The sequence below is a fragment of the Acinetobacter sp. Ac_5812 genome (assembly GCF_013072695.1).
GTDB lineage: Bacteria > Pseudomonadota > Gammaproteobacteria > Pseudomonadales > Moraxellaceae > Acinetobacter.
This window is the reverse complement of the sequence record NZ_LXUK01000025.1, coordinates 151,693-172,477: the sequence shown is the minus strand read 5'-3', so window position 1 is coordinate 172,477 and position 20,785 is coordinate 151,693. Positions and strand designations below refer to the sequence as shown.

The 20,785-nt window shown below is 41.1% G+C and carries 19 protein-coding genes and 1 rRNA gene; 9 read left to right on the top strand and 11 right to left on the bottom strand.

Annotation, left to right across the window (positions count from 1 at the left end):
* Positions 1 to 62: 62 nt before the first annotated feature.
* Together rrf and A7P55_RS19690 are read left to right on the top strand one after the other, a co-directional pair.
* Positions 63 to 177: ribosomal RNA gene (gene rrf, locus A7P55_RS19695) — 5S ribosomal RNA — on the top strand.
* 222 nt (positions 178 to 399) lie between these two features.
* Entirely contained in the window at positions 400 to 7,416 is a 7,017-nt protein-coding gene (locus A7P55_RS19690; RefSeq protein WP_171553474.1) for a hypothetical protein, read from the top strand.
* A 324-nt stretch (positions 7,417 to 7,740) separates the two neighbouring features.
* Here A7P55_RS19690 and A7P55_RS19685 read toward each other — a convergent pair whose 3' ends face one another.
* Entirely contained in the window at positions 7,741 to 8,076 is a 336-nt protein-coding gene (locus tag A7P55_RS19685) for a TIGR01244 family sulfur transferase (RefSeq protein WP_004804274.1), read from the bottom strand.
* Positions 8,077 to 8,198: 122 nt separating this feature from the next.
* On the opposite strand from A7P55_RS19685, the gene A7P55_RS19680 reads away from it, so the two are divergent.
* Genes A7P55_RS19680 through A7P55_RS19665 form a run of 4 tightly spaced genes read left to right on the top strand, consistent with a single transcriptional unit; the run spans position 8,199 to position 10,447 of the window.
* Positions 8,199 to 9,095 (top strand): alpha/beta hydrolase, encoded by an 897-nt coding sequence (locus tag A7P55_RS19680; protein WP_171553473.1) that lies wholly within the window; start codon positions 8,199 to 8,201, stop codon positions 9,093 to 9,095.
* Positions 9,096 to 9,533, top strand: a complete 438-nt coding sequence (trxC, locus tag A7P55_RS19675; RefSeq protein ID WP_171553472.1) for a thioredoxin TrxC — start codon at positions 9,096 to 9,098, stop codon at positions 9,531 to 9,533. It begins immediately after the preceding gene.
* A gap of 1 nt (position 9,534) precedes the next feature.
* Positions 9,535 to 9,951: an acyl-CoA thioesterase gene (locus A7P55_RS19670; protein ID WP_171548552.1), complete on the top strand. Its 417-nt coding sequence runs from the start codon at positions 9,535 to 9,537 to the stop codon at positions 9,949 to 9,951.
* 16 nt (positions 9,952 to 9,967) lie between these two features.
* The gene (locus A7P55_RS19665) at positions 9,968 to 10,447 is read left to right on the top strand and encodes a GAF domain-containing protein (RefSeq protein WP_171553471.1); all 480 of its coding nucleotides are present in this window, start codon (positions 9,968 to 9,970) and stop codon (positions 10,445 to 10,447) included.
* 55 nt (positions 10,448 to 10,502) lie between these two features.
* Here the strand turns inward: A7P55_RS19665 and A7P55_RS19660 are convergent, their stop codons facing one another.
* The 3 genes from A7P55_RS19660 to A7P55_RS19650 all read right to left on the bottom strand — a co-directional run bounded on the left by A7P55_RS19660 (position 10,503) and on the right by A7P55_RS19650 (position 12,071).
* Positions 10,503 to 11,006 (bottom strand): ester cyclase, encoded by a 504-nt coding sequence (locus tag A7P55_RS19660; protein WP_171553470.1) that lies wholly within the window; start codon positions 11,004 to 11,006, stop codon positions 10,503 to 10,505.
* A gap of 67 nt (positions 11,007 to 11,073) precedes the next feature.
* Complete coding sequence (locus tag A7P55_RS19655) at positions 11,074 to 11,568, bottom strand: DUF4442 domain-containing protein (RefSeq protein ID WP_004804285.1); 495 nt, start codon at positions 11,566 to 11,568, stop codon at positions 11,074 to 11,076.
* Positions 11,569 to 11,582: 14 nt separating this feature from the next.
* The gene (locus A7P55_RS19650; RefSeq protein WP_004655922.1) at positions 11,583 to 12,071 is read right to left on the bottom strand and encodes a YajQ family cyclic di-GMP-binding protein; all 489 of its coding nucleotides are present in this window, start codon (positions 12,069 to 12,071) and stop codon (positions 11,583 to 11,585) included.
* Positions 12,072 to 12,161: 90 nt separating this feature from the next.
* Here A7P55_RS19650 and A7P55_RS19645 point away from each other — a divergent pair, with 90 nt between their 5' ends.
* On the top strand, positions 12,162 to 12,476 hold the full coding sequence (locus A7P55_RS19645; protein ID WP_004804287.1) for a rhodanese-like domain-containing protein: 315 nt from the start codon (positions 12,162 to 12,164) through the stop codon (positions 12,474 to 12,476).
* A gap of 85 nt (positions 12,477 to 12,561) precedes the next feature.
* Here the strand turns inward: A7P55_RS19645 and mnmC are convergent, their stop codons facing one another.
* Genes mnmC through A7P55_RS19625 form a run of 4 tightly spaced genes read right to left on the bottom strand, consistent with a single transcriptional unit; the run spans position 12,562 to position 15,878 of the window.
* Positions 12,562 to 14,460: an FAD-dependent 5-carboxymethylaminomethyl-2-thiouridine(34) oxidoreductase MnmC gene (gene mnmC, locus A7P55_RS19640; protein ID WP_171553469.1), complete on the bottom strand. Its 1,899-nt coding sequence runs from the start codon at positions 14,458 to 14,460 to the stop codon at positions 12,562 to 12,564.
* 17 nt (positions 14,461 to 14,477) lie between these two features.
* Positions 14,478 to 14,936 (bottom strand): hypothetical protein, encoded by a 459-nt coding sequence (locus A7P55_RS19635; protein ID WP_171553468.1) that lies wholly within the window; start codon positions 14,934 to 14,936, stop codon positions 14,478 to 14,480.
* A 3-nt stretch (positions 14,937 to 14,939) separates the two neighbouring features.
* Positions 14,940 to 15,242: a YciI family protein gene (locus A7P55_RS19630; protein ID WP_171553467.1), complete on the bottom strand. Its 303-nt coding sequence runs from the start codon at positions 15,240 to 15,242 to the stop codon at positions 14,940 to 14,942.
* 24 nt (positions 15,243 to 15,266) lie between these two features.
* The gene (locus A7P55_RS19625) at positions 15,267 to 15,878 is read right to left on the bottom strand and encodes a septation protein IspZ (RefSeq protein ID WP_004655913.1); all 612 of its coding nucleotides are present in this window, start codon (positions 15,876 to 15,878) and stop codon (positions 15,267 to 15,269) included.
* 45 nt (positions 15,879 to 15,923) lie between these two features.
* Between A7P55_RS19625 and A7P55_RS19620 the strand changes: the two genes are divergently transcribed.
* Positions 15,924 to 16,787, top strand: coding sequence for a PHP domain-containing protein (locus A7P55_RS19620; RefSeq protein WP_171553466.1), 864 nt, complete (start codon positions 15,924 to 15,926; stop codon positions 16,785 to 16,787).
* Between the two features lie 131 nt (positions 16,788 to 16,918).
* On the opposite strand, the gene A7P55_RS19615 is transcribed toward A7P55_RS19620, so the two are convergent.
* Positions 16,919 to 17,815 (bottom strand): LysR family transcriptional regulator, encoded by an 897-nt coding sequence (locus A7P55_RS19615; RefSeq protein ID WP_171553465.1) that lies wholly within the window; start codon positions 17,813 to 17,815, stop codon positions 16,919 to 16,921.
* 103 nt (positions 17,816 to 17,918) lie between these two features.
* Between A7P55_RS19615 and A7P55_RS19610 the strand changes: the two genes are divergently transcribed.
* A complete protein-coding gene (locus tag A7P55_RS19610; protein ID WP_171553464.1) occupies positions 17,919 to 18,965 on the top strand; it encodes an aldo/keto reductase in 1,047 nt (348 codons plus the stop codon).
* Positions 18,966 to 19,010: 45 nt separating this feature from the next.
* On the opposite strand, the gene A7P55_RS19605 is transcribed toward A7P55_RS19610, so the two are convergent.
* Positions 19,011 to 19,922 (bottom strand): bestrophin family protein, encoded by a 912-nt coding sequence (locus tag A7P55_RS19605; RefSeq protein ID WP_004655906.1) that lies wholly within the window; start codon positions 19,920 to 19,922, stop codon positions 19,011 to 19,013.
* 44 nt (positions 19,923 to 19,966) lie between these two features.
* Entirely contained in the window at positions 19,967 to 20,689 is a 723-nt protein-coding gene (gene radC / locus A7P55_RS19600) for a DNA repair protein RadC (RefSeq protein ID WP_016543076.1), read from the bottom strand.
* Positions 20,690 to 20,785: the final 96 nt, after the last annotated feature.

Below are 20,785 nucleotides of genomic sequence, written 5' to 3'. Positions count from 1 at the left end.
ACCGTAAGTAAGGCATACGATGAATACATCGTGATTAAGACCCGAAAGCACCACAACAGTTTGCTGGCGACAATAGCAAGAGTGAACCACCTGATCCCTTCCCGAACTCAGAAGTGAAACCTCTTAGCGCTGATGGTAGTGTGGCACTTGCCATGTGAGAGTAAGTCATCGCCAGCTTTTAATTCTAAACACCCCCTCCGCTTACGCAGAGGGGGTGTTTTTTATTGTGGGGAGGAAAATTAGATAAAAATTAAACATATTAATGTTAAGCAGTTCACTTTCCTAAGGAATAAAGCTGGCTTTACGAATTGATAAAATATATTATTTCGAGTAAATTTTTGTACAAAAGTCTTAATCGTATTGTAAGGCTAAATATTAAATAAGATGGAAATTATTGTTATGACATATTTCAAGGGTTTAAAAAAAATCGGGGTAAATACGACAGTATTGGCAACTTCTGTTGCATTGGTCGCTTGTGGTGGAGGGGGGGGTGGCTATTATGGGAATACAGGTTCTAGTACAGATTCGGGTAATTCTGGTAATCCTAGCACACCAACAACGACGAAGGAGGTTGCTGGTGTTACACTTCAGTTAAGTAAAGGTACCTTAAAAGTTCAAGGGGATGAACTGGTTATTACAGCGAAGGCAGTAGATAAAGATAGTGGTGGTGTTGCAGGGGCCAAGATTAATCTAAATATTAAGGATGGTGAGAAAAATGGTGCTACCAGTGATGCTTCAACTAAAACAACAGGTGATGATGGAACAGTAACCTTTACCGTAAAATTAAATGGTTCTAATCAAAATTTGACAGAACTTTTATTTACAGCAACAGTTGTTGATACCAAAATTCAAAATCAGACCAAAGCGACAGTAACAGGGGCGGGTACTGTTGTTCAAAGTCAATATGAATTGAAATTTGATGATGTGAGTCCTTTACAGGTCTCTGGTGGGGAAACAGTTGTTCGTATTCGAGCATTAGATACCAATGGCGGTGGTGTTCCAAATGAAACAGTTGCACTTAATGTAAAAGACTTTAAAACCAATGGTGTAACAATCAAAGGTGGCTCTACTGCGGTAACGGATAATGAAGGTTATGTTTCATTTACTTTAGTGTTACCTAAAGGTAAAGAGGCTGATCGTCTTGCCTTGATTTCATCGGGTATTGCACTTGAGGCAACTTTAACTGAACAATCTGGTGCAGTTAAAACTCAAACCTCTATAGCACAAGTGGCATCTGTTAAAAATGTCATGAGCAGCCTCTCATTATCAACTTCATCGAATAATAAAGTAGATGCGATCGGTGGAACGATTGAAGTTGAGGCTACGGCTAAAAACCCTGAGGGTTTGGCGGTTGTAGGTAAAGAAATTAGTTTGAAACTAGATGATTTAGCGCTTGAATATGGCGCAAAATTAGTCAATTCAACAGCAAAAACTGATGCCAATGGTAAGGCAAAGTTCACCATTAAGACCGAAGCCAATAGCTTAAATCCAACAGGTCAATTATTGGTGAATAATGGGATTAAAGTTTTAGCAACAACAACGGATGGTTCTGCTGTTACACAAACAAGTACGATCTCGGTTGTTTCTGTCGCAACGGAAAATGTGGCTTATTTAACTGCGGTGGGTTCTAATTCGATCGACGTGAGTGGTGGGCAGGCAATCGTTACTGTCACGGCAAAAGATGCCAAGGGCGGAGCTGTTGCCAATAAACAAATCAGTTTGACCGTTCCGAATAGCCAAACCAATGGGCTAACTATTGTTGAAGGTTCTAAACTCAATACTGATAACAATGGACAAGCTCAGTTTACAGTAAAATTTGATAAAAATAGTGTTTCACTAAATGACCTTAATAATTTGCTAAACAATGGCGTTACTGTTGCAGCAAGTTATACGACAGTTAACAATACCGTATTAACGCAAACGACTAGACTGAATTTTACTAATAAAAATGCCATCTTAGAGAAAGATGTCCAACGTTTAGAATTAACAGCAAGTAAGGGTGTTGTTTCTGCTAAGAATGATACCGTACAAGTTAAGGTTCGTGCGATTAGTGCAGATGGTAGTTTTGTTGCAAATAAATTAGTAACGCTTGGTCTTGCCTCTGCAGTGACTGAAAATGGAGTCACAATTGGTGGTGACAAAGCAATTACTCAGAAAACAGATGCAAGTGGTTATGCAACCTTTACACTAAATGTTGATGCTTATAATCAGCAATCAATTGATAATCTTGTAAAATCGGGCATTGCCATTGCCGTTGGTACAACGCTAGCGGATGGCTCTTCTGTAAAACAAAATATGCAAATTATGGTGGAGGCTGCACCATTACAAGCTGTTGATGTGAGCTATTTGAGTATCAGCTCTGATTCAATGATTAATACCAATAAAGGTCAAACCACTGTAACAGTTCGTGCTGTAGATCGGAATGGTGGTGTATTAGCGAATCAAGATATTACTTTAAATATTGATAAAGCTGAAGAATATGGTTTAACCATTCTTACGGGTTCAAAAGCGAAAACCAATGCTCAAGGCGAAGCGACTTTCGTCATTAAATATGATGGTCACCTCACAGATGCAACCATTTTAAATCTATTAAAAACACAAGGTGTATTGTTAACGGCAACCTATCAACCGACTACGGGTACAGCGATTACTCAAACTTCATATGTTCGTTATTACGATCAAACCAGTGATGTTGATGTCAAACAGCTTTCGATTTCTTTGGCGAAAGGCGTTGCTGTCGCTTCGAATGATATTTTTGAAGTTGCTGTTAAGGCTGTCGATGAAAATGGTCAGCCGATTAATGGCCGCAAAATTAATCTTACTCTATCCGATATTGCTAAAAATAATGGGGTACAAATTGTTACAGCACCAGCAAAAGTGACTGAGAATGGTGAGGCGAAATTTACCATTCAGCTCAAAGCCCCAAATACAGATGCAGTCAATGCGTTGGTTGCCGCAGGGGTATTGGTCACGGCAACGGCTCAGCAAAATAGTGGGGCAAGTATTTCTCAAACAGCAAAAGTGATGGTGGTGGCTTCAGCGCAGGGAACAGTTGATGTTGCTTATCTTGCGATTGAGCAACTTGATGCAATTAATGTGGCTAATAATGCAGAAAGAAGCGTAACCGTCAGAGCATATAACAGTAGCGGTAGCGTTATTGCGAATAAGGATATTGGCTTGAGCTTCGCTCAATCTTATCCTGGTATTCGTATTAAGGAAGGTTCGGTTCTGACCACCAATAGTGCAGGTGAGGTGAAGTTTACGGTAGTCTATGATGCTGTAAATACCACAGAAGCAGACAAGAACAAGCTATTAAATGATGGGTTAGAGCTTAGTGCGAGCTATGGCAATATTTTACAAACGATCAAATTGTCTTATTTTGAAGCAGCTAAAAATATTCAGCGTATGGATTTAACCGTTGATGAGCCTGTTCTTGTAGTTGCCCAAAAGGTATTACAGAAGGTTAAGGCAAAGGTTACATTAATAGATGATGCTGGTAAACCAATTGCTGGACGTCAGGTAACTTTAGCCATTAATTCTCAAGAGTTGCAAAATGGTGTTGCTATTGAGGGTGCACTGCCAGAATCAGGGACATTTACCGTATCGACCAATGTAGATGGTCAATATGAATTTACTTTGTTGGTTAATCCTAAGGACAGTTCTGCTGTCTCTGCATTAGTTGCTTCAGGAATTAATATTACGGCTTCTGCTGTTCAAGCGGATGGCTCAAATAAGACTCAAAGTACGAAAGTTAATATTTTATCTCAAGCTGTTGTGAACGAAGTTGGTTATCTCACTGTAAAAAATTCAAATGACATTAAAACAACGGGCGGCGAATCAACGATTGCAGTCAGTGCATTTAATAGTAATGGGGTGGCTTTAAGTGGCAAAACTATTAACCTGGCATTAAAGAATGTCCCAACCGGTTTGGATATTCAGCTTGATGCTGTGGCCCATACGACAGATGCCAAAGGAATTGCAAATTTTGTTATAACGTATAAGGCACCTAAAGTTTTAACCCCTGAACAGATCAAAGGGCTGTTAGCGGGTATTCAGGTTGTTGCGACTTATACAAATAGTGCAGGAGTGGATACAACACAAAACCTGACTCAACAATTTGTTGTTGATCAAGTGAATATCCAACGTATGGACTTAGTCGTTAATCAACCGAGTTTGATCTTAGATACGATCAATCTTAATACGGTATTGACCACGGTTACACTGAAGGATAAAGATGGTCAATTGATTAAAAATCGCCAAGTGACTTTAGCGATTGATAACTGGTCTGTAGACAATAAAATCATTAAAAATAGTGTTAATTTTAAAGGTGTTATTGGTGGTTCTACCGTTGTTAAAACCAATAATCTGGGACAGGCTCAAGTTTCCTTGGAAGTAAAGGCAACGAGTAAAGAAGCGGTCGATGCTTTGGTTGCTTCTGGAATTAGCCTGAGTGCTTCAGCGGTACAAGGTGACGGAACTGGAGTCATTACCCAGAAAACCCAAATTACCATTAGCTCGGCTGCAACTTTAAATGAGATTAGTTATTTAACTGCGGAAAATACGCAAGGTGCCTTAACAACAACAGGTAGTTCCTCAACCAATATTATTGTCAAGGCCTTTAATAATAAGGGGAAAGCCATTGCTGGGAAGCTGATTCAACTGGCTTTAAGCAATGTGCCTGCGGGTTTAAATATCAAAGTGACGCCATCAAGCCAAGTGACGGTAGCCGATGGTTCAGTAAACTTTGCGATTAGTTATACTGCCCCAGCCAATTTAACGGCTGAACAAATCAAAGGCTTATTAGCTGGGATTCAAGCCACTGCAACCTATACATCTGAAGCGGGTACAAATATCACGCAAAGTACCGTATTACAATTTGTGGCTGATGATGCTGAGATTGCAAAAGATGCACAACGTATTGAGTTAGTCACATCAAAAGGGATTGTGTTTGCGGATAATGATACGTTTACCTTTACCACGAAAGTCTTTGACAAAGATGGTAATCCACTCAAGGATAAATTAGTTGGCTTTGGCTTGAATGCAGCAGCTGTTGCCAATGGGGTTACTTTTGTTGGTGCAGCAAGTAAAAAGACCAATGCCAATGGCGAGGTTACTTTTATAGTTAATGTAAAAGCAGCCAATGACCAGATGATTGAAAACTTGGTTGCCAACGGGATTACACTTGCAGCATCTGTAGTGCAAGCTGATGGTTCTAAACTCAGTCAAACAACACAAGTGATGGTAAAAGCACCTGTAGCGAAAGATGTTGAAGCGTTAACAACATCACTTTCTCAGCCATCGATTTCTGTATTAGGTGGCACAACTGTTGTTGCCGTTAAAGCGACTGATGCCAAGGGTGGTGTTTTAGCAAATAAAGAAATTAATTTTGGCCTAGCAGCAGGTTTAAGTTCACGAGTCAAAGTGGATAAGACCAGTGCGACAACCAATGCGAATGGTATCGCTTATTTTACTGTGACGGTAGAGAATGGTGATAACATTGATCAGCTGTTGGTTGAAAAAGGCATTACCTATGCGGTTTCAACCTATAACAATAACAGTACGTCACAACCTGTTGTTACACAGATTGGTAAAGTGAATATCTCTGTGCCAACAGAAGCAATGAACCTCACCATGAATGCATCCAAGGATGATTTATTGGCAACAGGGGATACCGCAGATGTTTTTGCCAAATTGATTGATAACACTGCAACAGGGATCAAGAGTTATCCGGTAACTTTTACTGTGATTGATTCTGCATTAAATGGTGTGACGATCAATGGTCAAGAAACATCCGTTATTACAACTGATACCAGTGGTAATGCAAAAGCGAGTTTGAAACTGACTAAAGTTACAGGTAAACAATACACGGATTTATTGGCAAATGGTGTCACCGTGCGTGCTTCAATTACCTTGCCAAATGGTGTTGTCCGTACCCAAACAGTTCATTTTAATGTGAATGAGGTTTTCAGTAAGTATCATCTAGCTTTTAGCAATGTGAGCAAATCACAAATGGATGTCAATGGAGATAAATCCATTGTGACGGTGGCACTTTTAGATCAAAATAACCAGCCAGTGCGTAATCAAGATGTTACCCTTGCGGCGAACAATTCTGCTGGGCTTATTATCGGAAACCCGGGTAGTAGTGCGCCAAGTAATACAAGCGGTACTCCCCAAACAGTAAAAACAGACTCGAATGGTAATGCTTTCTTCTCTGTTGCGATTGATGGTACAACGGTCGATAAACAATTACTGTTGGCAAGTGGTATTGAGCTGACTGCCAGTCATACAGATGAAAATAGTGCTAAAGCTACACAAGTTTATCGTATTAGCACGGTTGATAATTCAAGTACACCAACCTTACAACCTGCTCGTTATAGCTTACGTTTAGCTTCATCTAAGCCAACCATGAATGTACGTGACGATACCGCTGATGTCACCATCACTTTGGTTGATGCGAATGGCGGCGGTGTTGCAGGCCAATATGTGAGCTTGAGTATTGATGATCTGGCTCGCAATGGCGCCATTATTGTTGGCCCATCAGGACTCACAACAGATGCGAACGGCCAAGCTATCTTTAAACTTAAAGTTGATGAAACAACGCGTCGTAATTATACAGCGGCTGATTTCGTCAATGATGATCTGCATTTGACCGCTCACTTCAATGAAACTGGACGTGTGGAAGCAACGCAGATTTTTGCAATTGATATTGTGCCAGCGGTTGTACAAACTCCGAAAGCCTCGATTGTGATTGGTGTTAACCCAACGGAAGTTGCTTCATCAAGTGATGGTGTGTATTACACCAAAAACTTGTCTGTCAGCGTGGTTGATTTTGATGGTAAGCCATTGGCAAATCAAACAGTGACATTGGATGTAACTCCGTTGACATATATCAAAGGCCGTAATTTATGGGCATTAGCGCCAGTTCCAGGTGCTGCACCAACGAAGAAATGGGTATTTGCAAATGAGCAGTACTTTGATCTCAGTTCTCCAAATATTTATTTGGATGCGACAGGTAAGCCAATGAATAACATGGGTACACCAACTGACTTTACGGATGATATTGCTGCGAGTGCCACCATAAATAATGTACATGCGTGTGTTGCAGATCCAAGTGGGACCGCTGTTGGTGCAAATAATACACCGGTTAAAGTTGTGACATTTATAAGTCAATCTGGCAATACTCAGAATACATTTACCACCGATGCAAATGGTAAGTTTGACTTTGCAATGCGTTATCCAAAAATTTACGCACAATGGCTCAATGTACAGATTGGGGCATCTTCTACAGTGGCATCATTGCCGAATAGAACCACTTACAATTTAGGTTTAGCACCTTTATCGAGTGACTATTCAACGGATGGTACTTATTCTCCAAATGAGCTTAGCCCGTATGGAACCTTATTCACTTGCCCATAAGGTCTAGTGAAAAAAGGAAGCTTTCGAGCTTCCTTTTATACTCCAGCAATTTTTTTGCATGGGAAATAAGAGGCTAAGAAATTTCTTAAGCTCTTAAGCAAGTTTATAAAAAAACAGCACTTCGGTGCTGTTTTTTTATAAACTTGTACCTACACTCACTGTCGCTGTCGGGCGAACTTGGAAAGAACTACAAGCTGAGATAGAGAGAATACATAACAGGACAATGGCGAGTTTTGACATGGTTCTTGATCTATTGAAAAAGAACCATCATCTTATAAATACAAAGGTTTAACTATTTGGATCAGGTAATAAAATGTAATGAATTTAATCGTCCAGTAAATCCATTTGTTTAGCAATCTGATATAAATTATTTGAACGGTTACCAGTACGGCAGAACATTAAAATTGGTTTTGGCAGTTCATTATAATGATTGGCGAATGTACGGACATCGAGTTCAGTGATTTGCCCGGCAACAACGGGTTGATAGACATAGTCTAGACCTGCACTGCGCGCAGATTCTTCGATTTGGGCACTTGTAGGTTGTTCAGGACCACCTTCCAGATCTGGACGGTTATTAATAATCGATTTAAATCCTTTTTCAACCACTTGCTCAACATGCTCAGGGCCAATTTGACCTGCAAAACCAACATTCTCTGTCATCTTGTCACTCCAAAAACAAACAAAACATTTTATGCTCTATCATAGCATTAAGCTCGATCTTGAGTTTAAATGTCTATAGTAAATAAGTGATGATAATTAAAAGATAAGGCAATGGAGCGCGCATGCATACCTATACCGTTGAGCCGTTGTATGTTGCAAGTGGTGATGAAACCATCGCTGCGGATTTCTATCTACCCAAAACTAATATTAAACCTGCCGTGATTATCATGGCGCATGGCTTTGCGGGTTTGCGTCAATTTAAACTGGTTCAATATGCGCAGCGTTTTGCTCAAGCAGGTTATGCGGTGATTTTATTTGATTATCGCTATTGGGGTGGTAGTACAGGGAAACCACGTGAATTGGTTTCACTCAGTGCTCAGCTTGATGACTGGAAAACCATTGTTCAATATGCTTCGAATTGCAAACTGATTGATAGTCGACGGATTATTTTATGGGGAACTTCACTCAGTGGTGGATATGCCTTAAGTCTAGCAACAGACCTGAAAAACATTCAGGCGGTCATGGTGCAAGTCCCCTATGTTGATGGGGCTGAGACGGCCAAGCTTTACCCTCTACAACGTTATCCTGAAGCATTAAAGCGTTCCAGTCAGGATTATATGGGCTCTAAGATGGGCTTGGTACCTAAAACCTTACCTGTCGTCGATCAATATCGGCTGTGTTTCTTACCCACCTCAGACAGTTACTACGGATATCACTCGATTGTAAATCCAGATTATTACTGGAGTGGGGAAGTTCCTGCGCGAGTCTTCTTTAATTTAATGCGTTATCGACCAATCCAGTTTGTACGGAAAATTAATATCCCTGTTTTATTTATTGCAGCAAAGCATGACACGTTGATTCCAATCGCATCGAGTCGGGAAGCTGCGACCAATATTGCGCCATTTGTGAGCTATCATGAGTGGGAAATGAAACATTTTGATGTTTATCATGGTTCTTGGTTTGAAAAAGCAGTCACAACCCAATTAGAATTTTTACATCAACATATTGGAGTGATGTAGATGATTATTGTCTGTGCATCATGTGGTGCAAAAAATCGTGTACCCGAAGAAAAGTTAGCGGTTCATCCAAATTGTGGGCAATGTCATAAAGCGTTATTGCTATTAGAACCGATTGAATTAAATGAACAAAATTTCAGTAACTTCATCAGCAATTCAGATCTGCCGGTACTGATCGATCTATGGGCAGAATGGTGTGGTCCTTGTAAAATGATGGCACCTCACTTTGCTCAGGTCGCTAAGCAAAATCCATATGTGGTTTTTGCCAAAATTGATACCGAAGCCAATCCGCGTTTAAGTGCTGCTTTTAATGTGCGCAGTATTCCGACTTTGGTCTTGATGAATAAGACCACCGAATTGGCGAGAATCAGTGGGGCATTACGTGCACCCGAATTACAGCAATGGTTAGACCAGCAATTACAGCAACACCAAGGACATTAACATGAGCGAACGCCCAACTCATCCAGAAGGGACTTTATCACTACAAAACATTGCCATGCCAGCAGATACCAATTGGAGTGGTGATGTTTTTGGCGGCTGGATTGTCTCTCAGATGGATCTCGCAGGAGCGATTCATGTGGAGCGTTTTAGTAAAGGTCGTTGTGCGACGATTGCGATTAATCAGATGACCTTTCTGGTACCTGTTAAGGTTGGGAATGTGATTAGCTGTTATACCAAAATTTTGAAAGTTGGCAGTAGTTCAGTACAAGTCCAAATTGAGGTATGGAACAGTCATGATGATTCTCGTGAGCCAGTGCGTATTACCGAAGGTGTATTTACCTTTGTTGCGGTGGATGTGAATGGCAAGAAACGTTTGATCTCAGAAGAGATTAAACAGGCATTTGCCGCAACACTATAACTGAGTATCTCTAAGCATGGCAGAAGAATTAGTTTTACAGCAAGGTCATAAAATTGAGCAATATCAAAGTATCCTTCCTCAGATTCAGGCAATTGTTGAAGATGAAAGTGATGTGATTGCCAATCTCGCCAATATCTGCGCGGCGTTAAAACAGCAATTTGGCTGGTTTTGGATTGGTTTTTATCTAGTCAAAGAGAATGAATTGGTGTTAGGCCCATTCCAAGGCCCAATTGCCTGTACCCGTATTGGCAAAGGTCGTGGCGTGTGTGGCGCAGCTTGGCAACAGCAGCAAGTGATCGTGGTACCTGATGTGGATCAGTTTCCAGGGCATATTGCTTGCAGTTCTGCATCAAGATCGGAGATTGTCTTGCCAATCATGAAAAATGGTCAGTGTGTTGGTGTGTTGGATGTCGATAGTGATGAGCTGAATCAGTTTGATCAGATTGATGCGGAATATTTGCAGCAGCTGATGCTGATCATTGAAAAATTTATTTAAGTATTTAAAAAAATAAAGCTCAAATCAGTTTGGGCTTTATTTTTTTGTGTGCTGTTTAAAACATGCTGTTGGAATTCTGGCTCTTTTCAGGGATATTTTGTATGACATCCCAATGCTCTACAATTTTTCCATTTTTTACACGGAATATATCAATAATCGCTCGGCCTCGATCGCTGTCATTCTCTGTAGAATGTACATGTAGGACGACTAAATCTCCTTCAGCTATTGCTTTTTTGATGACATTCTTTGCCTGAGGGTTAGTGCTAAATTTTTGGCTAAAGAAGTTTACAAAAGGTGCCTTACCGTCAGGTACATTTGGATTATGTTGAATATATTGATCCCCAATATAACGATCGGCATATTGTTTTACTTGGTGTTTCAAGAAAACACCTTCATAAAAATCAGTGACAATTTTCTTGTTTTGTTCAGCGAAAGAATTGATCTGTTTTGAGTGCGTTGGAGTTGAAGAATCAGCGGCGAGCACTTGACTAGAATATGTTGCTAGATTGAGTGCGATAAAAAAATGAGAAAGGAAGAGTATTTTTTTCATTTTTATCATCAGAATACAAAGAGTGATCTTTGCATCCTGATGATAATACGGTCACTAGAGTAGCCTAGATCGGTTATTATTTTTTACGTTTTGGTAACCAAGCCCACAGCATTTGGCATTGGATCGGTTCATTACCTGAATCATCAATCACGGTCACTGGCACCAATAATTCACCTTTATCATTATCTGCAATAAACTTTTGTTGATCTGCTGATAATGTTGCAGTTGCTGTTAAACCGCCTTGAGCAACTTTTAAATAGTCAACATGCAATGATTTGATCAACAGAATTCGATCGTCTGGTACATGTAAACCGGTTAAAAAGCCCGTTGCTGTTTCAGACAATAAAGCCATCGCTGCGGCATGAACACCTTTAATATGATTCTGCATATTGCGTTGGTTTTCAATGCGAACAGTGACGTGGTCTTTATCCACTTCTAAATAGCGAATATTTGCTGTTCCAACCATTGGAACCACACGACCAAAAGCTTTGCTCCAGAGCGTGCTACGGATGCCTTTTGGAAATTTAGACGTGGTTTTAACCAGCTTATAAAGGCGGTTATCTTTTGCCATAGTGAACCTATTGCTTAATCTTTGAAATTATTAAATTGCAGTGGCAGACCAAATTGTTGTTCACGTAAAAAGTTCATGACTTGTTGCAAAGTATCGCGCTTTTTATCCGTGACACGGATTTTGTCTCCTTGGATAGAAGATTGCGCTTTGATGCCGCTTTCTTTAATGGCTTTATTAATTTTTTTTGCGGTATCTGAGTCAAGTCCATCTTTTAACTTGATCACTTGCACGACATTTTTACCCGAAGCAGTCGCTTTTTGTGGATCTAAAGCTTGTACATCAATTTTGCGTTTATAGAAGTGATTTTCAAGCATGGTATAAACTTGCTCACATTGGAAATCGCTTTCAGTTGAGATTTTGATTTCTTTATTTTTCTCATTTAACTCAATTGAAACGTCTTGTCCACGAAAGTCAAAACGTGTTGCGATCTCTTTTTCTGTATTTTGTACAGCGTGATTAACTTCAAATAACTCTAATTCAGAAACAATATCAAAAGAAGGCATGGTTAGACCTTTACAAAGGGAAAGAATATTTGAGATGCTAAGGGGGTTTTCTTCATTTGCCAAGTGTTGTTTACATCAAAGGAGTGCACAATGATCCGTAAACAAGAAATTACAACATTTGAGTTCCCAGAAGGCGCTGTCATCTGGGATGTCCGAGATACCAAAGCGTATACAGAGGCTCATGTTAAAGGGGCGGTGAATCGTCCAATTACTGATATCACTGCGGATAGTTTGACTCAAGTTGCAGCGGATCAGCCGATTTATATTTTATGTGGTGGCGGAAGTAAAGCACCGCGTGCAGCAGAGCTGTTAGACGGTATGGATGGTTCTCGTGAATATGTTGTGTTAATGGGTGGCACACGCGCAGCGCGTGATGCAGGCTTGCCTTTAGAACAAGGCGCTTAAAGCACTCAAAAGATTGGCCAAAATACAGCTGTATTTTGGCCAATTCAAAATTTTAGATTTTAGTTATTTTAAAATTAAAAAATATTTAACCAGAATAATACGGTTTCTTTGCCTTAATCTTCTTTTGAAAACGCTGTGGATTGAGTTTATCCAATAATGATTGCGGAATTGGACAAAGTTCTCCGAGTACTAAAGCCGCTAATACTTCGCTACACAAGGGCGCAAACAAGAATCCTTTTGAACCTAAACCTGCAAAAGTATAGATTTGCTGGTGATTTTGCATTTTTCCCAGCAACGGAAAGTAATCCAGACTTTGTGCACGCACAGACGCACGGCCTTGCCATGTTTCAGTGGATGCTAACTGTTGTGCATATTCAGGGAAGACACTGTGGATAAGTTCGTAGTTATGCACATGGTCTTCTGCTAATACTTCAACATCCTCTCGATTGGGATAAAAAGATGCACCTAAGATCAGTTGCGCGGCATCCAGTTGCATACAATAACCGCCATAACTATAGGCTTGATCTAAAGCTAAAGCTTGCTCGCGATTTTCAACCCAACTGACTTGTCCACGAATTGGTTTTAACACGGGGTAGTTTTCAAATAGCTCAGCACTTTGCTTGGCACAACACACAATCACATCATCGACTGTTGCGATGAGTTGTTGTTTTTGCCAAAGCTCAGTTTGCTTGTCTACGTTATTTAAGCGAGAAATTTTTGCCTTTTCGATTTTGATATTCGGATGTAGCAAAATTTCATCACGTAGTTGCTGTGGAGAAACAGCCCCTGCCTGATGTAGCGTCAAGCTTGGATAGCCTGTTTCAGGTGTTACATCCTGCTGATCTTGAGTTGTTAACACCGCGACAGGATACTGATCCGCTAAGCCGAGTAATTCATCCGCATTTTTTAAAGCTATTTGTTGGACTTGAATGGGTCTAAATGCTTTGAATTTAGGATAAAAATTCAATGCATGTTGCCAGCTCAAGGTCATCAAGTGTTCATGTGCTTGTTCAATTGGACACAGCTTCGGATTGAGTAGAGCAAGGGGATTGCCTGATGCGCCTGAGAGAGGCTCATTTTGCTCGTAAACGGTGACTTGATGGCCACGCTGGGCAAATGCCCATGCTGCGCTTAAACCAGCAATTCCCGCGCCAATAATCGCAATCTGGCGTGGTATTGTTTTCAATACAGCTTGCGAGCTTGCATGATTTTGTTCTGAATCAGTTTGGTCAGATGTTGTGGATGACGTATCTAACCAAATGGCTTTCAACATTTCACGTTTATGACCGAAACCTCGTGGGCGGCTAATGTGTACGCCATGTTGTTTCAGCCCACGTTTCAGCACACCAGCAACACTAAAGGACGCAAAGGTCGTTCCAAACTCAGATAAACGCACCATGTGATTGAGTACATTTTCCTGCCACATATCGGGATTACATGAAGGCGCAAAACCATCGAGAAACCACGCATTCACGGCTTGGGTTTTCGGGATACTTGGAAAAATATCCTGTGCATCACCCAACCATAAATCAATGCTAAAGCGTTCTTCTGGAAAACTTAAGCGATGGCAGCCTGCAATAGGCAGGGGATATTGCTGAATCAACTGTTCTGCAAGTGGCTTAAGTTCAGGCCAGACATTCAGTGCACGGATCAGATCGACTTTGCTCAGCGGAAACTTTTCAACACTGATGGCATGTAAGTGGCTGTTATTATCTGGACGAACCTGCTGCCACAGCTGCCACAAGGTTAGAATATTTAAACCTGTGCCAAAGCCAGTTTCGCCGACACAAAAGTATTGAAAATCTTTTAGTTCTGATAGGCGTTCAGTTAGGTCATTACCATTTAAAAACACATGGCGTGTTTCAAGTAAACCGTTATCTTTGGAAAAGTAGACATCGCCAAACTGTTTAGAAATGGGAACTTCGATGCCATCGACCAGTTCCCAGTCTAATTCGGCTGTTTGTAATTTTGCAGATTGAGACATAAATAAAATGTTGGGATTTACCACTGACGACGACGTTTAGTGTGAACATAACTGGCAATTAAGAAGCCGAGAATGACGCCCACAGCAATGGTCATTGCGCCATATAAAAACATTTGCGCACTGCGTTCACTTTGTAACACTTGAACTTGTACAGTCAGGTTGTCATTTTTTAACTGTAATTCTTGGTTCTGTGAAAGTGCTTCTAAATTGGCATGTTCCAGTTGTTTCAAGCGGCTAGCTTGATCTTGAATCATGGCTTTGACTTTTGCATCTTGCTGCTGTTTGGCTTTGGCAATTTGTTCAGCGGTCAACGGTTTGGCTACTGCGGTAGTTGCATTGGCTGGTGCAGTGGTTGTGGCATTGGGTTGCACTGGGGTTGTGTTGGCTGCTGGAGCCGCAGGTGTTGCTGGCTCAACTGCCCATGCAGGAGAACTAAATAAACATAAAGCCAATACGCTTTTTAAGACAACTTGCATGATTTACCCTTTTGGAAAAGCTTTGTTGAAAGGTTTTACCTCAATATTTGAGTAAATCCCTTCTTTTAAAAATGGCTCTTCCTGAATCCAAGCATCTAAGGATTCACGACTATCAAACTCGACAATTATAGTACTGCCAAAAAAACCAGCTTGTGGATCATTTGGATCTTTCGGATGTGCACCTGCCGCAATTAAACGTCCCTCATCATCTAACTTTTGCAGACGTTGAATATGTTGTGGGCGGGTGGCTAAACGTTTTTCCAAAGTACCTTCGCGATCAGTACAAGTCAGCACAAAATATGGCATGGCAGTAGCTCGATGATTTAAAATCTATTCAGTGGTTTTAAAATGCTTTCTTAAGAAAAACAGTATAGCAGCTAGGTAACTGATAGAAACGATAATATCGCCGAAAGCGGTGAATTCGCCCCAATATTTTCCTTGCATGTAGACAAAACCAAAGAAGAAATGCAAAGCTGCAAGCAAAAAGAATTGTCCACACCACGCCCAGTTCAATTTGATCCAACCTCTTGGGCTAAGTTCTAATAACGAGCCTAAAAGTTTTTGGATAATTGGCATACGTTCTTTATTAAATAATGGCGTCACCAAGAAGCCTAATCCAATGCCGATATTGATAATGATGGCTTTCATTTTGATGTAGGTCACATCGCTGAAAATCAGTGTGATTCCACCAAAAACGACCGACATGACGACAATAAACCACTGCATTTTTTCCAATTTAAATTTTTGGAAAAAGAACAGGCAGCCATACACCACAAGCGTCGAGATCAGTAATGCACAAGTTGCAACAAGAATGTGATTTTGATCGAGATTTCCTGAACTACCCACCAACTGTAGCAGAGGATGATGACTATCTTTAGGATCGGTGGTTTTATAAAAATAAAAGAAGATAATAATCGGTAGATAGTCGAGCAACGCTTTCATGTTACAGTACGATGATGAAATAGGTCAGATAGCATAATACAAACCATGTTCGGTGTCGATTTACACACACATACACTCATTTCCGATGGTACCTTCTCTCCAGAGCAACTGGTACAGACGGCTGTCGACTTAAAAATTCATACTCTTGCCATCACAGACCATGACACCATGGATGGCTTGCTGCGAGCACAAGACTATGCACAAGCACATGATATTCAAATTATTTCTGGGGTAGAAGTTTCCAGCCAGTGGTCTCGACCGAATACCAAAAAGAGTTATGGGGTGCATATTGTTGCCTTGAATATGCAAGATGACGCGCCGATCAAAGCCATGCTGGAACAGCAGAAAAAAGTCCGTGCTGAACGGGCAAAAGTGATTTGTCAGCTCTTAGAAAAATGTATTGATTTTGATATTTATCCTGATGTGATTGCCCAAGTCGATGGGGAGGCAGATCGAATCACTCGAACCCATATTGCCAAAGCCTTAGTCGAAAAAAATATTGTCAGTCGCCCGCAACAGGCCTTTGACCGTTTTCTGAAAGAAGGCAAAAAAGCCTTTGTGAAATTTGAAGGTATGGGCCTTAAAGAAACCATTGATGTGATTCATGCCAGTCAGGGTTTCGCCGTGCTTGCCCATCCGACCCGTTATGACCTGTCAGCGACCAATATCCGTTATTTGATTGAGCTCTTTGCTGAATCAGGTGGTGATGCGGTGGAACTACCACCGAGTATCGAACCAGCTTCGACACGTCAAATGGTGGATCGGATGATTCAACAGTTTGATTTAGCTGTTTCGATCGGCAGTGATTTTCATGGCGAGAATATGCCGTGGATTAAATTGGGACAAACCCCACATGTGAAAGAAGGGCAGAAAGGGATTTGGGAACGCTTTAAGTCATCGATGATATGAAAAAATTAGAATTTTGCCTCCTCCTTGTTTTTTTCATTCTACTTGTATGGGGCGTGCAATGGATGTTTCATGGTTTTGCAGGGATGTCGTAATCAATATTGCAAGGTGAAGATTAGCCTGAAGTAATAATTTTATTGTTCACGCTGTTGAAAGTAATCGACTAAATAATCCAAAAAGCGTTGTACTTTAGGCGCGATCAGCTCTCGATGCGGAAATACTGCATAAATTGCCGTTGTTTCTACAGGATAGTCGGGTAGGACTGGTACTAATCTTCCTGAAGCAAGATCCTCAGCCACATGCCAGATCGAATGATTGGAAATACCAAGACCGGCTAAGGCCGCTTGTCGAACACCTTCACCTGAGTTGGTTGCAAAATATCCCTCAACATGAATCTGTTCGACTTGACCTTCTGCATTGATCAAATGCCACTGATCGGTGAGACCATGACCATGCTGCTGCAAGATACAACGATGTAACTTCAGATTGGACAAGGTTTTTGGCACACCATATTGTTGTAAATAGGCTGGAGAAGCACAGAGTAAACGAGGATTGGTACTCAAGCGTTTGGCAATCAAGCTCGAACTTTTTAACTGACCAATCCGAATGGCCAAGTCCATGCCTTGCTGAATAAGATCGATGTTCTGGTCATTCAGATCTAAATGAATTTTCAGTTCAGGATGCAATAGTGCAAACTCGGTAATCACCGACATCAAAATTTTTGTGCCAAAAGTCGCGGAGGTGGTAAGCCGAAGTGTACCTGTGAGCGGCCGATCTTTAAGCTTTAATGATTCTTGCAAGTGAATAAAATCAGCAATCCAATGCCGACCATGTTCAAGCAAAGCACGACCTTCATCGGTTAAGGTCAGTTTCCGCGTGGTGCGATGAAACAAGCGCAATTGTAGGTTTTGTTCTAGGCGCTGCAATTTCTGACTGGCGACGGAAACTGAGATATTTGTATCCTGTGCGGCTTTACTGATTGAACCCAAGTCTGCAACACGAATAAAAAACTGAAAATCTTCTGTATTCATTATCAATAAAATCAGAAAAGTATTTCTTGATTATCGTGGTTTTTCCAACAAATCCCTAGGGGTATTTTTGTATCTAAGCCATCATAGGTTGAAGAGACAGATCATGAAATATCACTTCTTAGGAAACTCGGGTTTAAAAGTGTCAGAGTTGGGATTTTGTGCGGGGACCTTAGGCGGGCAGGGACAAATCTTTGCAGCTTGGGGACAAGCCAGTCAAACTGAAGCCAATCAGATGATTCGCGCTGGTTTAGATGCAGGCATTAATTACTTTGATACAGCAGATGTCTATTCAGATGGAGAATCTGAACGAATGCTCGGCAAGGCACTTGCATCAGAACGGCAGCATACTATTATTTCGACCAAAATCGGTATTCGTAGTTCAGAACATCTCAATGATGCAGGATTTAGTCGGCATTATTTATTGTCCGCAGTTGAACAGTCTTTAAGTCGATTGGGAACGGATTATATTGACGTATTACAGCTGCATCAGTTTGATAGTTTTACTGCATTACCTCAGTTAATGAAAACACTTGATGAACTGGTTCGTAGTGGCAAGGTACGCTACATCGGTGCTTCAAATTTTGCAGGTTGGCAATTGATGAAGGCGCAGGCGATTGCGGAGCAATATGGCTATGAAAAGTTTGTGGTCAATCAGGTCTACTATTCATTGATCGGTCGTGATTATGAATGGGAGCTGATGCCCTTAAATGATGACCAGCAGATTGGGGCGGTGGTATGGAGTCCTTTAGGTTGGGGCAGATTGACGGGGAAATTTGATCGCGAGAATCCCATTCCAGCACAGAGCCGTTTACATGATACAGCGCAATTTGCGCCACCAGTCAACGAAGCACATCTCTATGCTGTGATTGATGTGCTCAAACAGATTGCAGTCGAAACTGGCTATACGATTCCGCAAATTGCCTTAAACTGGTTATTACAGCGACCCACTGTATCGAGTGTATTGATTGGCGCGCGTAATCAAACTCAACTGCAAGATAACCTTGTTGCCAAAGATATTCAGCTGTCGATTGAACAGACTGAACGCTTGAATCAGGTCAGTGCGATTTATCCGCCCTATCCTTATTATCCCTATTGGAATGGACAGTTCACTGAACGCTTTAAGTCCATCGTCCCATCACAATTTATTTAAGTGATGTTAAGCTGAAAAAAATGCCCTCATTGCAGGGCATTGAAATTAGAGTAAGTTATGGTCATGCGCCTGAATTGGCGGCGGGGTTGGGCGACCTAAAGTTCCAAGTAATTCAATTTCAATTGAACGTACCATCGCATCAAGCGGTAAGTCATTGCTTTGTGTGCCGAAAGGTTCTTCTATTTCAGTACTCAAAGCATCCAGACCTAAAAAGGTATAGGCCAAAATACCCACCAGTAACGGTGTCACCAAGCCCAATAACGAGCCAAGACTGAATGGCAGCATAAAGCAGAAGAAGTACACGGTACGATTCAGTAAAACCGAATAGGCGAATGGAATTGGAGTATTCGCGATCCGATCGCAGCCAGTTTGCATTTCACTTAACGCGGCCACATGGCGGTTCATCTGGGTATAAATAATATCCGAGATTTCACCTTCTTTCATGGCCTGCAACAGTTCCCATTGAATCAGGCTCAAGGTGTACTGCGGCGCATTATGCTGTTGATAAAGTTGGGTCAGTGCTTGTTGACTCAGACCACTGGTTTCAGTCAGCTCGGTTGGATTGGCGGTTTGATGACGCAGACGATCACGCAGCACATTGGCAAACACAATCACGTTTTGAATAATACGCTCACGACGTGCCTGGGTCAGGACGCGGCAATCACGGTCAAAATGACGCGCAGTAGCAATTAACACACCCCAGAGTTTACGGGCTTCCCACCAACGGTCATAACATGCAGTATTCTTAAATCCCAAGAAAATGGACAGTACCACACCAATTAAGGTGAACCCGACCAAGGGAATTTCAGGGAAGCGATACAGATTGACGTACTCGACCCCACCAATAATGGCAGAGATCAGCATGACGAAACCAAGAGAGGGCAAAATTTTGGGTAAAATCGTTCCTCGCCATGAGAATAAAACTTTAAAAATACTCGGCTGGTCACGGACAATCATGTTATTTGAATCATTAATTTTATGTCTTGATATTCCTGTTTGATTTAAGCTTTGTCAAGGCGAGATTGCTTGGTTTTAATAGGGTTGAGTAGTTGTTGTTCAGAAAATGAAAAATAGCCTTCAGCTGAAATAATAAAATGATCAATCAAGTGAATTTCCAGAAGTTTGCAGGCTTGTTTGAGTTGTTGGGTCAGATAAATATCTTCAGTTGATGGTTGGGCAGTGCCATAGGGATGATTGTGTGCCACCACAATTTGGCAGGCTTGTTGTTGCAGGGCATAGCGTAAGGTTTGGTTCAATGAAACAGTGCAGGAATGATGTGAACCAAAGAATAGCTTTTTAAAATGTAATTTTCTCAGTTCGGCATCTAAACACAGCACTGCAAAAACTTCCTGTTTTTCACCTTGCAGTTCATAACGTAAATAGTCGAGCACTAAGGTTGAAGTATCCAGACAAAGCCGTTGTTGCTGGAAATGATTATTCAGATAACGCCGTCCGAGTTCCTTCACGGCCATCAGCTGTGCATATTTAGTGGAGGCTATGCCATTAAATTGTGATAAATCTTCAAAATTGGCATCAAATATCAAATTAAGTCCGCCAAAATGTTGAATCAAAATACGCGCCAATTCCACTGCAGAGTGCTGTTTTGAACCTGAACGCAGAAAAATTGCCAGCAGTTCAGCATCGGATAAGCTTTGTGGGCCTTGGGATAAAAGTCGTTCTCTTGGGCGCTCTTGTTCAGGCCAAGTTTTAATAGATTGATTCAATCGTTAATTTTCCTTTGATTTTATTGTGATTATTTTTTTAACGGGCAAAAATAATTGCACGTCTTTTCCTTTTATATTGTGTCATGTCAACACGAT